The following is a 15115-nucleotide window of genomic DNA, read 5'->3' as shown; positions in this document are numbered from 1 at the left end:
GGTCGAAAGCTCAGATCGGCAGCCCGACGATACGCTCGATGATCGCGATGCCCCAGACGCCGGCGACGATCGCCACGGAGATCAGTACCGCCAGCGAACCGCAGTCCTTGGCCAGCTGGATGTCGACATTGAATTCGCGGCTAAAGGCATCGCAGGCCGCTTCGATGCCGGTGTTCAGCACCTCGACCATGATCAGGAGCAGCACCGCGCCGATCAGCAGCGCGTAGCCGCGCCACGACACCGAAACGAACCAGCCGATCGGAAGGGCAAGGGCGAGCAGCGCCAGCTCCTGCTGGAAAGCTTTTTCAGTTGCGGCCAGCTTGCGGAACGCCCGCAGCGAGTTGAAATAAGCGTCGATCAGCCGCTGCATGCCAAACCCCTTTGCGAATCACCGGCACGGGATAAAGCAATGGCCCGATCAATGGAATAAGCTGGCTCACCCAAAATTCATTCGTCGGCGACCTTCACCGATGGGGTCGACTTCTCGAATTGAGGCAGCGCGTCGTCGATAGAATAATAATCGCCCTTGTCACCCACGAATATGTGGCATTGGCCCTCGAGGCCTGTCGGTTCATCGAACGATCCCGCCAGAACCGAAACATAGGCGTCGTCCCGCGGTTTCCAGAAAAGCAGCGATCCGCATGTCTTGCAAAAACCGCGCCCGGCGAAGGCGGACGCCTCATACCAGCTGATGTTGTCGGCGCCGTCGATATCGATATTGGCGTCCGGGACATTGGTTGCGGCATAGAAATGTCCACTCTGCTTGCGACATTGCGAGCAATGGCAATAGATGACGCCGCGCAACGGCCCTCGCGTCCTGAAGCGAACCGCTCCGCAGAGACACGATCCCGTATGATTTTCACTCATCGCACCATCCCAAAAGAAATCGCTGCTGACAGGATCCCAGCTTTTCGGTGGCTGCGCGCAAGAAAATGCGACATGCATTTGGCGCGCTCGGGAATTGTTTGTTCACGGATGAAGGCGTGTAAAGCCGGAATCAGCGAAAAACAGGCCGGATTCAGCGGATTAAGGAAACTTTAGCGCTGCTGCATCTATGATCCTCGCAAGCGAAAGTCGTGAGTGGGGACGCGCCTTCTTCGCAAGATGGACTGGAATGGCCAGCGTTCCCCAGGTCGGCGACATTGGATGCCTGCGAATGCAGCGTGTTCCCGGGGAAGAGTGAACAGAACATGCAGCCGGCAGCCGCCCAGAGCGAACGAAGCACCGATATTGCGAGCACCGTCCTCGCCACAATGCGCCAGCTCGGCGTGCTCGGCCTGCCACGCAATTACGAGATCTTCTACGAGGCCTTGAGCGGATCCAATCGCGAGCTCAGCCTTGCCGTCGTGTCGCTGAGCGGCCGACCGACACAGGACGACCTCGACCGGATCGGACGCGCCTTCTTTGCCCAGAACCATGGCTCCGGCATCGTCGAGCACGCCAGGGAAGTCATCGCCAATGAACTTGAGGACATCGCTTCGCTGCTGAGGAGCGAGCGCAGCCACATCGAGAAATACGGCAGGATCCTCAACGAAACGTCGAGCGGACTCGGCAGAAACAGCCTGCTGTCGCCGGATGTTCTGCAGAAGATCGTCAACGCCATGGCGGTCGCCACCAATTCGACGATCGATCATGGCCGGCAAGTTGCCTCGACGCTCAGCGACAAGACCGAGGAACTGGAAAGCGTCAAGTCGAAGCTCGAGGAATACAAGCGCCTGGCCGACACCGACCCCCTGACGCAAATCTGGAACCGTCGCGCCTTCGACAAGGAAATCACCAGGATCTACAACAGCAACAAAGGCATCCTGTTCAATGCATTGATCCTCGCCGACATCGATCGGTTCAAGGACATCAACGACAGGTACGGCCATCCCGTCGGCGACAAGATCCTCCAGATCATCGCCGATATATTCCAGACCAGCATTCGCGCCGACATGTTCGTCGCCCGCACCGGCGGCGAGGAATTCGCGCTGATCGTCGAGGGCGCAAGCGAGGACGCCACCTACGAAATCGCCGAACGCATTCGCGCGCTGATCGAGCAATCGCCTTTCACCAGCAGCCAGACCGGCATGAATTACGGCACCGTCACCGTCTCGATGGGCATCTGCATGGCATCCGAAGCCGAGGGCCCTGAAGACCTCTACAGCAAGGCAGACCGGGCGCTTTACCGCTCAAAGGTCAGCGGACGTAACCGCGTGACCAGGCATTCGACGATGGCGGGCCGCGCCGGCAAGAGCTGGCTGCTCTACAAGCAAGACTGATTTTTCGCAGGAAGCGCTTTTCCTGTGAACTGCTTTGGACGGGGGTCAGCCGTTGGCGACCTGCTTGTGTTGCACCGGGTGGCTTTTCTTGAGCAGGTCCGACACCAGGAACGCCAGTTCGATGGCCTGGTCGGCATTGAGGCGCGGGTCGCAATGGGTGTGATAGCGGTCCTGCAATTCCTCGGCGGTGATGGCGCGGGCACCGCCAGTGCATTCAGTCACGTTCTTGCCGGTCATCTCGACATGGATGCCGCCCGGATGCGTGCCTTCGGCGCGGTGCACCTCGAAGAACGTCTGCACCTCCTTCAGGATGCGGTCGAACGGCCGCGTCTTGTAGCCGGCCGCCTCGATCGTGTTGCCATGCATCGGGTCTGACGACCAGACGACGCTACGGCCTTCCTTCTGCACCGCCCGCACCAGCTTCGGCAGATGCTCGGCGACCTTGTCGGAACCGAAGCGCGCGATCAGCGTCAGCCTGCCTGGCTCGTTCTCGGGGTTGAGCAGGTCGATCAGTTCCAGCAAGCCGTCCGGCGTCAGCGACGGGCCGCATTTCAGGCCGAGCGGGTTCTTGATGCCGCGGCAATATTCGACATGCGCATGGTCGGGCTGGCGGGTGCGGTCACCGATCCAGATCATGTGGCCAGACGTCGCGTACCAGTCGCCGGAGGTCGAATCGACACGCGTCAGCGCTTCCTCATAGCCGAGCAGCAGCGCCTCGTGGCTGGTATAGAAATCAGTCTCGCGCAGCGCGAAATTGGTTTCGGAGGTGATGCCGACCGCGCGCATGAAATCCATCGTCTCGGTGATGCGGTTGGCAAGCGACTCGTATTTTTCGGCCTGCGGGCTGTCGGAGACGAAGCCGAGCATCCAGCGATGCACATTCTCCAGGCTGGCGTAGCCGCCCTGCGCGAAGGCGCGCAAAAGATTGAGCGTTGCCGCCGACTGACGGTACGCCATTTCCTGGCGGGCAGGATCGGGAATGCGCGACTTGAGGTCGAATTCGATGCCATTGATGATGTCGCCGCGATAGCTCGGCAGCGTCACCTCGCCCTTGGTCTCGTTGTCGGACGAGCGTGGCTTGGCGAACTGGCCCGCAACGCGGCCGATCTTCACCACCGGCTGCGCACCGGCGAAGGTCAGCACCACCGACATTTGCAGGAAGACGCGGAAGAAGTCGCGGATGTTGTCCGCGCCATGTTCGGCAAAGCTCTCGGCGCAGTCGCCGCCCTGGAGCAGGAACGCCTCGCCGGCGGCAACGCTGGCCAGTTGCTTCTTCAGCTTGCGCGCCTCGCCGGCAAAAACCAGCGGCGGAAAGGTGGCGAGCTGGGCCTCCGTGTTCTTCAGCACGGCAAGGTCCGGATAAGCAGGGACCTGCTTGATCGGCTTTGCCCTCCACGAATTCGGCGACCATTTCGTCATCGCTGCACCCAACGCTCTTTCCGGCAAGCACCCTCGCCCGCCATTTCCAGCCCCCATGTGGGGTGGCGGCTCCATACACGAAGCCGATTTCCTATTCTAGACCGGAATTTCAGCGCTGGCGAATGGGCCGGGCTGGCTACGCCGCCTTCTCTACCAGCCGCGCCAGTTGCGTCATGACGACAGCCGAGCCCGCCAAACGCTTTTCCGCCGTTGGCCAGTCGCGGGTGAAGACGACGCTTTGGTCCGGCCGGATCTTTGCCAACGAGCCTTGCTCGCCGATAAATTTGACCAGTCCGACCGGGTTGGAAAACTCGCGCTTGCGGAAATGGATGACCACGCCCTTCGGCCCGGCATCGAGCTTCTCGACATTGGCCTTGCGGCAGAGGGCTTTGATGAAGACGATCTTGAGCAGATGCTTCACCTCCTCCGGCAGCGGGCCGAAACGGTCGATCAGCTCGGCGCCGAAAGCATCGATTTCCTCGGTGCTCTCGAGGTCGCCGAGGCGCCGATAGAGCGCCAGCCTGAGCTGCAGGTCCGGCACATAGCTCTCCGGGATCATCACCGCCGTGCCGACGGCGATCTGCGGCGACCAGCCGCCATCCAGCACCTCGCCGGAATCCTTCACCTCCGCGACCGCCTCCTCCAGCATCTGCTGGTAGAGCTCGAAGCCGACTTCCTTGATGTGGCCGGACTGCTCTTCGCCGAGCAGATTGCCTGCGCCTCTGATGTCGAGGTCGTGGCTGGCGAGCTGGAAGCCGGCGCCCAGCGTGTCGAGCGACTGCAGCACTTTCAGCCGACGTTCGGCGGTGTCGGTCAGCTTGCGGTTGGCCGGCAGTGTGAACAGTGCGTAGGCGCGCACCTTCGAGCGCCCGACACGGCCGCGCAACTGATAGAGCTGCGACAGGCCGAACATGTCGGCGCGATGGACGATCAGCGTGTTGGCGGTCGGGATGTCGAGGCCGGATTCGACGATGGTGGTCGACAAGAGAACGTCGTACTGGCCGTCGTAGAAGGCGTTCATGATGTCGTCGAGTTCGCCCGGCGGCATCTGGCCATGGGCCACCGCCACCTTCAGTTCCGGCACGGATTGGTTCAGGAAATCATGGATTTCCGCCAGATCGCTGATGCGCGGCACGACATAGAAGGAATGGCCGCCGCGATAACGCTCGCGCAACAACGTCTCGCGAATGACCAGCGGATCGAAGGGCGAGATGAAGGTGCGCACCGCCATGCGGTCGACCGGCGGCGTGGCGATCAGCGACAGTTCGCGCACGCCGGTCAATGCCAGTTGCAGCGTGCGCGGGATAGGCGTCGCCGACAGCGTCAGCACGTGGACGTCGGTCTTCAGGTCCTTCAGCCGTTCCTTGTGCTTGACGCCAAAATGCTGCTCTTCATCGATGATCAGTAGGCCGAGATTCTTGAACGAGATCGCGCTGCCGAGCAGCGCGTGGGTGCCGACCACGATATCCACCGTCCCTTCGGCAATGCCCTTCTTGGTCTCTGCCAGATCCTTTGCGCCGACCAGCCGCGATGCCTGGGCGACGCGGATCGGCAGGCCGGAAAAGCGCTGCGAGAAGGTCTTGAAATGCTGGCGGGACAACAGGGTTGTCGGCACGACGACCGCCACCTGGAACCCTTCCATCGCCGCGATGAAGGCGGCGCGCAGCGCCACCTCGGTCTTGCCGAAACCGACATCGCCGCAGATCAGCCGGTCCATCGGCTTGCCGGCCGCCAGATCGTCCCTGACGGAATCGATCGCCGTCTGCTGGTCATCGGTCTCCTCATAGGGGAAGCGCGCGGCGAACTCGCCATAGAGGCCTTCCGCCGGCACCAGCGGGGGTGCAGCGCGCATCTGCCGTTCGGCGGCGATGCGGATCAACTGCCCGGCCATGTCGAGCAGGCGTTTCTTCAGCCGCGCCTTGCGCGATTGCCAGGCGCCGCCGCCGAGTTTGTCGAGTGTCGCCTCGGCTGTATCGGAGCCGTAGCGCGACAGGAGCTCGATGTTTTCCACCGGCAGGAACAGCCGGTCGTCGCCGGCATAGTGGATTTCCAGGCAATCATGCGGCGCCCCGACGGCTTCGATTGTGCGCAGGCCGATGAAGCGGCCAATGCCGTGGTCGGCATGGACGACGATGTCGCCAGCCGACAGGGCCGAGGCTTCGGCAATGAAGTCGGACGCGCGCTTCTTGCGCTTGGAGCGCCGGATCAGCCGGTCGCCCAAAATGTCCTGTTCGGCGACGACGACCAGTCTTTCGGTCTCGAAACCGGATTCCAGCGGCAGCACGGCCAATGCCGCCTGCCCCGGCTCGAGTTTCTCCGCCTCCGCCAAGGTCGCCACCGGCGCAAGATTGCCCAGACGATGTTCGGCGAGAATTTGGCCGAGCCGGTCGAGCGAGCCCTCGGTCCAGCCGGCGACAATGACGCGGCGGCGTGCCGCGCGTTCGTCGGCGATGTGCTTCACCGCCACGTCGAAGACATTGACGTTGGGGTCGGCGCGCTCTTCCGCGAAGCTGCGGCCATGGCGCGAGCCGGCGTGGAAGACCTTTCTTGCTCCCGCATCCGGTGCGTCGAAGGCGGTGAAGTCGATCGCTTCGCGCGGTCCGAGAGAAGCGACGAGATTTTCCGGCGAGAGGTAAAGCAGGTCCGGCGCCACCGGCTTGTAGGGCACCGCGTCCTTCAGCGCACCTTCGGCCTGCTTTTTGCGCGCCTCGTAGTGATCGAGGATCAGCGTGTGGCGTTCGGCAAGCGCTTCATGCGCCAGATGGTCGAAAACGACAGGCGTGTCCGGCAGATAGTCGAACACGGTCTCCAACCGCTCGTAGAAGAACGGCAGCCAATGTTCCATGCCCGCGAAGCGCCGGCCTTCGCTGACCGCGGCGTAAAGCCCATCGTCACGCGACGGCGCGCCGAACGCTTCGATATAGGCGCGGCGGAAGCGGCTGATCGTCTCGGGCGTCAGCGCCACCTCGCTCATCGCCTGCAGCGCCATGGACTTGCGCTGCCCGGTGGTGCGCTGCGTGGCCACGTCGAAGACGCGGATCGATTCCAGCGTATCGCCGAAAAAATCCAGCCTCAGCGCCTCGGTCCAGCCAGGCGCGAACAGGTCAAGGATGCCGCCGCGCACGGCGAACTCGCCGATGCCGCGCACCGTCGGCACCCGCTCGAAGCCCGATGTCTCCAGCCGCGACACCAGCGCGTTCATATCGATCTGGTTGCCAGGTTTGGCGTGAAAGGTCTGCGCCTCGATGAGATCCGCGGGCGGAATGCGCTGGAGCAGCGCATTGGCGGTGGTGAGAATGACGGCGCGATGCGGCTTCCTCGCCAGCGCGATCATGGCGGCGAGCGCGTCGAGCCGCCGGGCGGCCGCATCCGAGCCGGGCGAGACGCGGTCATAGGGCAGGCAGTCCCAGGCGGGCAGTTCCAGCACGGGCAGGCCGGGAGCGGCAAAGGCCAGCGCCTCTGTGATTGCCGGCAGGCGCTGCCCGTCGCGCGCCACGAACAGCACCGGCTTGTCGGGCGCGATCTCGCGCGCCGCCTGCACCAGCGCGAAGGCTTCATAGCCGTCGGCGACGCCGTCGACGATGAACTGGCCGGCACGGCCTTTCGGCAAGCCGATGGTGGGAATGAGGCTCATGGAAGCGTTCTTCAAAAGGTCATTGTCCGGCGTGAAGCCATGATTTTTTGCAGGACCGCACAATCAATTTCGGCGGGAACAGGACGTTCGCCGGTGATCAAGGGCAGGAACTCGGTGTCGGGAATATCGAGGAGCTTTTCATATTGGTCGATTTCATCGCCGGTCAAGGCGCCGATCTCAGCATCGGCGAAGGTGCCAAGGATAAGGTCCATCTCGCGCATGCCGCGGTGCCAGGAGCGAAACAAGAGCTTGCGGCGGCGGGCGTCGAGCCCCTCGCTTGATCGTTTCGTTCCCGTCATTGTGCCGCATCCTCGCTTGCTGCGGCGCATATAGCGTGGATAGAAGAGGCTGTCAGCCTTGCGCTGCAGCCGTCGCGACATAAGCTGACATCATGCGTCCTTCCATCCTTGACCCGCTTTTCGTCCCGATCACGTCGCTCGCCGGTGTCGGGCCGAAGGTCGGTGCGCTGATCGAAAAAGTCGTCGCGGCCGATCTCGGCGACCGAGCGGCGCGCGCCGGCGATCTTCTGTTCGTGCTGCCGCATACCGTCATCGACCGCCGCAACCGGCCGGGCATTGCCGGCTCGGCCGAAGGCGCCATTGTCACGCTCGACCTGCGCATCGACCGCCACCAGCCGCCGCCGCGCGGCAACAGGTCGGTGCCTTACCGGGTCTACGCCCATGACGATACCGGCGAAGTGGCGCTGACCTTCTTCCACGCCCATGCTGCCTATCTGGAAAAATCGATGCCTGTGGGCGAGCATGTCGTGGTCTCCGGACGCATGGAATGGTTCAACGGGCGCCCGACCATGGTCCACCCGGATCATATCGCCTTGGCCGGCGACGCCGAAAACCTGCCGCTGGTCGAGCCGGTCTATCCGCTCACGGCGGGGCTGTCCGCCAAGGTGCTGCGCCGCGCCATCGGCCAGGCGCTCGGCCGTCTGCCGGAACTGCCTGAGTGGCAGGATGGTGCTTTCATGCGCCGCCAGAGTTTCCCGTCTTTCGGTGACGCGCTGGCCCGCATCCATCATCCCGCGGACCCGATCGATGTCGCCATCGAAGGCGCCGCATGGCGGCGCCTCGCCTATGACGAGTTGCTGGCGGGCCAGGTGTCACTCGCCCTGGTCCGGTCGAGGGTCCGCAGGCTGTCCGGCCGGCCGCTCACCGGCGACAGCCGGATCGTCGACAAGCTGCGCGCGGCCCTGCCCTACACATTGACCGCGTCCCAGGAATTCGCGCTCGCCGAAATCAATGCAGACCTCGCCGACCCCGAGCGCATGCTGCGCCTCCTGCAAGGCGACGTCGGCTCCGGCAAGACGGTCGTTGCGCTCCTGGCCATGGCGCGTGCCGTCGAGGCTGGCGGCCAGGCTGCCCTAATGGCGCCGACCGAAATCCTGGCGCGCCAGCATCTGGCGACGATCGCCCCTTTGGCGGAACGGGCAGGCATGCGCACGGCCATCCTCACCGGTCGCGAAAAGGGCCGCGAACGCGCCGAAACGCTGGCGGGACTGGCCGGCGGCGAGATCGACATCGTCATCGGCACCCACGCGCTGTTCCAGGAAACGGTGGCGTTCCACGACCTCGTCCTTGCCGTCGTGGACGAGCAGCATCGCTTCGGCGTTCACCAGCGGCTTGCCATCACCGCCAAGGGCGACGCGCCAGACATGCTGGTGATGACAGCAACCCCCATTCCGCGCACGCTGGTGCTGACCGCCTTCGGCGACATGGACGTCTCCAAGCTGACGGAAAAGCCGGCCGGCCGGCAGCCGATCCGCACCGTCACGCTGCCGCTTGAGCGGCTGGACGAACTCGTCGATCGCATGGTGGAAGCGGTGGCCGGCGGTCAGAAAATCTACTGGATATGCCCGCTTGTGGAAGAATCCGAAGAGATAAAGCTGATGTCGGCCGAGGACCGCTTTGCTTCCCTGAAGCCGCTGTTCGGCGACCGGATCGGCCTCGTCCACGGCCGCATGAAGGGCGCCGAGAAGGACGAAGCGATGCGCGCCTTCAAGCAGGGCGAGACACGTATCCTGATTGCCACAACCGTCATCGAGGTCGGCGTCGACGTGCCGGACGCGACCATCATGGTCATCGAACACGCCGAACGTTTCGGCCTCGCCCAGCTGCACCAGTTGCGCGGCCGCGTCGGGCGCGGCGACAAGCCTTCGTCCTGTGTATTGCTCTACAAGGATCCGCTCGGCGAAACGGCCAAGCGGCGCCTGTCGGTGATGCGCGAGACCGAGGATGGTTTCGTGATCGCCGAGGAGGACCTGAAGCTGCGCGGCGAAGGCGAATTGCTTGGCACCCGTCAGTCCGGCACGCCGGGCTTCCAGGTCGCGCGCATCGAGGCGCATGCGGACCTGCTCGAAGCGGCCCGCGATGACGCAAGGCTGATCCTGTCGCGTGATCCGGACCTGCAGACCGAGCGCGGCGAAGCGCTGCGCCTGCTGCTCTACTTGTTCGGCCGCGACGAGGCGGTGCGGCTCCTGCGGGCGGGATAAGGCCCGAGCGGCGGATTGGCCAGGGTGCCGGTGATCGGCTCGCCATTCAGTGTCACCAGCTTCGTTTTCACCTCCGGCGCCACCAGCCCGGCCGAGACGATCAGCTTGGCGCCATCCTCGATCGTCATGTCGAGCAGCACGATGTCCGACTTCGGCACATACATCAGGAAGCCCGTCGTCGGATTGGGCGTACAAGGCATGAAGACAGCGGTCAGCGGATCGCCTTCCTGGTCAAGCTTCTGGTTGATCTCGGTTTCCTTCTCGCTGGCCACGAACACCAGCGACCACACCCCCTTGCGCGGATATTCGACCAAGCCGACCTGGCGGAACATGTCACCTTTGTTCGACAGCACGGTTTCGAAAATCTGCTTCAGCGAGCGATAGATGCCCCGCACCAGCGGCATTCGGCCAAGCAGGCGCTCGCCGAAATTGACGATGGCGCGGCCGACGATATTGGCGGTCATGAACCCGATCAGCGTGATCAAGACGAGCGCCACGATCAGCCCGAACCCCGGAACCGGGAACGGCAGATAGGTATCGGGACTGTAGCGTGCCGGAATATAGGGTTTGACCCAGGAATCCACCCAACCGATGAAGGACCACGCGATATAGGCGGTGATCGCCAGCGGCGCGCAGACGACGAAGCCTGTGAGGAAATAGTTCCTCAGCCGGGTCATGCCGGAGGTCTTGAGAGCATCTGACATGGTTCACCGGGGCGCGAGTTGCAGCGCAAACACTAGTGAACCGGAAGCCGCTTTGGAACTGCGAAGTTTTTAAAGCACCTGTTTAAAAAACGCCTACTCCACCGTCACCGATTTCGCCAGATTGCGCGGCTGGTCGACGTCGGTGCCCATGAAAACGGCGGCGAAATAGGCCAGCATCTGGATCGGCAGCGCGTAGATGATCGGCGAGATGATTTCCGGCACGTCCGGAAGGATGATCGTCTCCATCGTCTTCACGCTCGCCTGCGCGGCGCCCTTGGCGTCGGTGATCAGGATGATCTTGCCGCCGCGCGCCGCCACCTCCTGCATGTTGGACACCGTCTTCTCGAAGATGCGGTCATGCGGTGCGATGACGATGACCGGCATGTTCTCGTCGATAAGCGCGATCGGGCCATGCTTCAACTCGCCCGCGGCATAGCCTTCGGCGTGGATGTAGGAGATCTCCTTGAGCTTCAGCGCGCCTTCCATGGCGAGCGGGAAATTGGTGTCGCGTCCGAGATAGAGCACGTCCTTGTAGCGCGACAGGTCCCGCGCGATCCGTTCGATCTGCTCTTCGAGCTTGAGCACCTGGTTGGCATAGCGCGGCGCCTCGGAAAGCGCTCGCACCAGCGACTTTTCCTCGTCCCGTGAAATCGTGCCGCGCGCCACGCCTGCCCGGACGGCGAGCGAGGCCAGCACCGACAACTGGCAGGTGAAGGCCTTGGTCGAGGCGACACCGATCTCCGGCCCGGCCAGCGTCGGCAAGATGACGTCGGATTCGCGCGCCATGGTCGATTCCCGCACGTTGACGACGGCGCCGATCTTCATGCCGGCCTTGCGGCAATAGCGCAGCGAGGCCAGCGTGTCGGCGGTCTCGCCCGATTGCGAGATGAAGAAGGCGGCGTCGTTCTTCGACAGCGGCATTTCGCGGTAGCGAAATTCGGAGGCGACATCGATGTCGACCGGCAGCCGAGCATAGCGCTCGAACCAGTATTTGCTGATCAGTCCGGCGAGATAGGCGGTACCGCAGGCCGAAATCGCCAGCCGGTTAATCGTAGCAAAGTCGAACGGCAGGTCGAGCGGCTTGGAGACGCCGGAAACAAAATCGACATAATGGGCCAGCGTGTGCGAGATCACCTCCGGCTGCTCATGGATTTCCTTCTCCATGAAGTGGCGGCGATTGCCCTTGTCGACCATGAAGCTGGTCGAGAGCGATTGCTGGCGCTTGCGGTCGACCTTTTCGCCGTCGATGTCGAAGATGGCGACACCGCTGCGGCGCACCACCGCCCAGTCGCCGTCTTCCAGATAGGTGATCGAATTGGTGAACGGGGCAAGCGCGATGGCGTCGGAGCCCAGGAACATCTCGCCGTCGCCATGGCCGACCGCCAGCGGTGGGCCGTTGCGAGCGCCAACGATGAGGTCCTCGTCGCCCGTGAACATGATCGCCAGCGCAAAGGCGCCTTCCAGCCGCTTGAGCGCCTTGTGCGCGGCATCGACCGGCTTCAAGCCTTTCGCGACTTCCCGCGCCACCAGATGCGCGACGACCTCGGTGTCGGTCTGCGACGAGAAGGAATAGCCGTCGCGGATCAGTTCGTCGCGCAGCTCGGCGAAATTCTCGATGATGCCGTTGTGGACGATGGCGACGCCATTGGAGAAATGCGGGTGCGCGTTGGTCTCGTTCGGCACGCCATGCGTGGCCCAGCGGGTGTGACCGATGCCGATCGTGCCGTCGAGCGGCTCGTCCTTCAGCCGGCGTTCGAGATTGACCAGCTTGCCTTCGGCGCGGCGGCGGCCAAGCGCCCCCTTCTCTATGGTGGCGACGCCGGCCGAATCGTAGCCTCGATATTCAAGCCGCTTCAGCGCATCGACGATGAGCGGCGCAACCTGCGAATGGCCGACAATTCCAACGATACCGCACATGCAGACAGTCCCCAATCCCCGGCAGAACCCGGCGCTATCTACGGATTGCCGGGCTCTCGCGAAAGTTACTTTGCGTTTCGTTCCGTGTAATGGGAACAGTCTCGTACGCATGCATCATGACACAGCGCACTTGCAATCCAGTTACTGCAATCGTTCAGTTTTTGAAGACCGGTTTTACCTCTTTTTGGCAACCGCGGCCGACGCGAAGCGCTCGCGCAATTCCTTGCCTTTGCCGGGGATCGTCTTCTGGCGGGCGCGCCCGAAGGCCAGCGCATCGTCGGGCACGCTTTCGGTGATGACGCTGCCCGAGGCGATATAGCCGCCCTTGCCAATGGTGACCGGCGCGACAAGCGAGGAATTCGATCCGACAAAGGCGCCCTCGCCGATATCGGTGAAGTGCTTCAGATAGCCGTCATAATTGCAGGTGATCGTGCCGGCGCCGATGTTGGCCCCGGCGCCCACCCGCGCGTCGCCGATATAGGTCAAATGGTTGACCTTGGCGCCCTCCTCGATGACGGCCTGCTTGACCTCGCAGAAATTGCCGACCTTGGCTTTCTGTTTGAGATCGGCGCCCGGCCGCAGCCGCGCGAAGGGGCCGACATCGCAATGAGCGGCGACGATGGCGCCTTCGATATGGCTGAAGGCGTGAATCCTGGCGCCGCCTGCGATCTTCACACCGGGCCCGAACCAGACGTTCGGCTCGACAATAGTATCGGCGCCGATCTCGGTGTCGTGCGAGAAATACACCGTTTCTGGCGCGATCAACGTCACGCCCGAAAGCATCGCTTCGTGCCGACGGCGTGCCTGCCAGATGCCTTCGGCTTGTGCCAGCTCGGCGCGGTTGTTGATGCCGAGCGCATTCTCGAAGCTGGCTTCGGTGGCGACGACATCGAGGCCCTGGTTGCTGGCAAGCTCGACGATATCGGTGAGATAGTATTCGCCCTTGGCGTTCCTGTTGCCGACGGCGTCGAGCAGTTTCATCGCCTGGCTGCCGGCAATCGCCATCAGCCCGCCATTGCAGAAGGTGATCTTCTTCTCCTCGTCGGAGCAGTCCTTTTCCTCGCGGATGGCGACGAGCTTGCCACCTTTTTCGATCAGGCGGCCATAGCCGGTGGGGTTCGCCGTGCGGAAGCCGATGACCACGACGGCAGCACCTTGCGCCAGCTTCAGGCGCGCGGCCGTGAGGGCGTCCGGATCGATCAGCGGCGTATCGCCGAACATGACGAGGATATCGTCGTAACCTTTTGATATAGCAGCGCGCGCGGCAAGCACCGCATGCGCAGTGCCGAGGCGCTTTTCCTGCACGAAAGCCTCTACCTCCGGCGCGAATTTCTGCGCCGCCTTGCGCATCTCCTCGGCGCCGTGGCCGATCACCAGCGCAAGGTCGCCGGCGCCCGCTGCCTCGGCCGCCTTGACCACATGCGCGACCATCGGCAGCCCGGCGATCTGGTGCAGCACCTTGGGCAGCGCGCTCTTCATGCGCGTGCCTTCGCCGGCGGCGAGGATGACGGATAGGCATGTTCTCTGGTTCATGGAAGGACAACCATAGGAAAAGCGTTGGGAATCAAATCATGCTAGCAGTGGGCGCCATGCTGCACCAATGCGGTTAAATTCCGGTGAGATGGTGAGCAGCCGACTCTTAATCAGCGGGTCACAGGTTCAATCTTGTGCGCACCCGATACCGACAGCCTTATCCCAGCCGGCCCAGCAGCGGAAAATTCTCCAGCAGCCAATACGACACGGCCTGCACCCCGCCGGTGAGGAAAAACACGCCGGCGACGACCAGCAATGCGCCGATCGCCTTCTCGACGCGGCCGAGATGGACGCGGAATTTGCCGAGGAAACGCATGAAGGCGCCGGAAAACAGTGCCGCGATCAGGAATGGGATACCGAGGCCGAGCGAATAGGCGGCGAGTAGCAATGCGCCTTCGCCCACTGTCTCGCGGCCGCCGGCCAGCGTCAGGATCGGCCCCAGCACCGGGCCGATGCACGGCGTCCAGCCGAAGGCGAAGGCCAGTCCCATGACATAGGCCGCAACCGCGCTTGCCGGTTTGCCCTGCGACTGGAAACGCGCCTCGCGCGACAAAAGCGGAATACGCAGGATACCGAGGAAATTCAGCCCCATCAGGATGATCAGCACGCCGGCGCCCATTGCCAGCGGCTCCTGCCAGACGCGCAGAAGGCGGCCGATGGTCGAGGCGCCGGCGCCCAGCGCGACGAACACGGTCGAGAAGCCGAGCACGAAGGCAATCGAGGAATAAAGCAGCGCGGTGCGGGCGCCGGCTTTGGCTGCCGCTCCGGCATTACCGCGAAAATCGTCGACCGACACGCCGGCCATGTAGCAGAGATAGGGCGGCACGAGCGGCAGCACGCAAGGCGACAGGAACGAGATCGCCCCTGCCCCGACCGCGCTGACATAGCCTATATCGAGTGCCATTCCAGAACTCCGACTTTACGGCGCCGATATAGCGACGCCCGGGGCCCTCTGCCAATCACCATTGTGTTGGCATGCCCGGGAATAAACGTCGGTGCCTGCGCGTTGATCGAGCGAGGCCGCGATTGCCGCGCATCCTCGGATCAGCAGGGAGATTTCGATGAAAACCGTGACACTAGGGTTGGCCGCGCTTTTGCTCAGCACCGCCGCGTCTTTCGCAGCAGAGGCCTGGAAGGAGGCCGAGGT

12 protein-coding genes are annotated in these 15115 nt (G+C 63.3%); 2 read left to right on the top strand and 10 right to left on the bottom strand.

The window, feature by feature from the left end:
- Positions 1-10 precede the first annotated feature (10 nt).
- Entirely contained in the window at positions 11-370 is a 360-nt protein-coding gene (locus FJ953_RS22080) for a diacylglycerol kinase (protein ID WP_140557810.1), read from the bottom strand.
- A gap of 77 nt (positions 371-447) precedes the next feature.
- Entirely contained in the window at positions 448-867 is a 420-nt protein-coding gene (locus FJ953_RS22075) for a GFA family protein (protein WP_140625065.1), read from the bottom strand.
- Positions 868-1190: 323 nt separating this feature from the next.
- On the opposite strand from FJ953_RS22075, the gene FJ953_RS22070 reads away from it, so the two are divergent.
- Positions 1191-2261: a diguanylate cyclase gene (locus FJ953_RS22070; RefSeq protein WP_140625064.1), complete on the top strand. Its 1071-nt coding sequence runs from the start codon at positions 1191-1193 to the stop codon at positions 2259-2261.
- Positions 2262-2306: 45 nt separating this feature from the next.
- Here the strand turns inward: FJ953_RS22070 and FJ953_RS22065 are convergent, their stop codons facing one another.
- The 3 genes from FJ953_RS22065 to FJ953_RS22055 form a co-directional block, all read right to left on the bottom strand.
- A complete protein-coding gene (locus FJ953_RS22065) occupies positions 2307-3680 on the bottom strand; it encodes a 3-deoxy-7-phosphoheptulonate synthase class II (protein WP_140625063.1) in 1374 nt (457 codons plus the stop codon).
- 136 nt (positions 3681-3816) lie between these two features.
- A complete protein-coding gene (gene mfd, locus FJ953_RS22060; protein WP_140625062.1) occupies positions 3817-7314 on the bottom strand; it encodes a transcription-repair coupling factor in 3498 nt (1165 codons plus the stop codon).
- A gap of 11 nt (positions 7315-7325) precedes the next feature.
- Positions 7326-7613 (bottom strand): succinate dehydrogenase assembly factor 2, encoded by a 288-nt coding sequence (locus FJ953_RS22055; RefSeq protein ID WP_140498959.1) that lies wholly within the window; start codon positions 7611-7613, stop codon positions 7326-7328.
- 92 nt (positions 7614-7705) lie between these two features.
- On the opposite strand from FJ953_RS22055, the gene recG reads away from it, so the two are divergent.
- Entirely contained in the window at positions 7706-9814 is a 2109-nt protein-coding gene (gene recG / locus FJ953_RS22050; RefSeq protein WP_140564469.1) for an ATP-dependent DNA helicase RecG, read from the top strand.
- Here the strand turns inward: recG and FJ953_RS22045 are convergent.
- The 5 genes from FJ953_RS22045 to FJ953_RS30700 form a co-directional block, all read right to left on the bottom strand.
- The gene (locus tag FJ953_RS22045; protein WP_140525397.1) at positions 9766-10518 is read right to left on the bottom strand and encodes a DUF502 domain-containing protein; all 753 of its coding nucleotides are present in this window, start codon (positions 10516-10518) and stop codon (positions 9766-9768) included. The two genes, recG and FJ953_RS22045, sit on opposite strands and share 49 nt — an antisense overlap.
- 93 nt (positions 10519-10611) lie before the next feature.
- Positions 10612-12435, bottom strand: a complete 1824-nt coding sequence (glmS, locus tag FJ953_RS22040; RefSeq protein WP_140560900.1) for a glutamine--fructose-6-phosphate transaminase (isomerizing) — start codon at positions 12433-12435, stop codon at positions 10612-10614.
- Between the two features lie 174 nt (positions 12436-12609).
- A complete protein-coding gene (gene glmU, locus FJ953_RS22035; RefSeq protein WP_140625061.1) occupies positions 12610-13968 on the bottom strand; it encodes a bifunctional UDP-N-acetylglucosamine diphosphorylase/glucosamine-1-phosphate N-acetyltransferase GlmU in 1359 nt (452 codons plus the stop codon).
- Between the two features lie 157 nt (positions 13969-14125).
- On the bottom strand, positions 14126-14872 hold the full coding sequence (locus FJ953_RS22030) for a cytochrome c biogenesis CcdA family protein (protein ID WP_140625060.1): 747 nt from the start codon (positions 14870-14872) through the stop codon (positions 14126-14128).
- Positions 14873-14887: 15 nt separating this feature from the next.
- Positions 14888-15115, bottom strand: a 228-nt coding sequence (locus FJ953_RS30700; protein WP_210242382.1) for a hypothetical protein, incomplete at its 5' end; no start/stop codon positions are given.

The organism is Mesorhizobium sp. B2-3-6 (genome assembly GCF_006442305.1).
GTDB lineage: Bacteria > Pseudomonadota > Alphaproteobacteria > Rhizobiales > Rhizobiaceae > Mesorhizobium.
The sequence above is the reverse complement of the archived record's forward strand: the minus strand, read 5'-3'. Positions and strand labels throughout refer to the sequence as shown.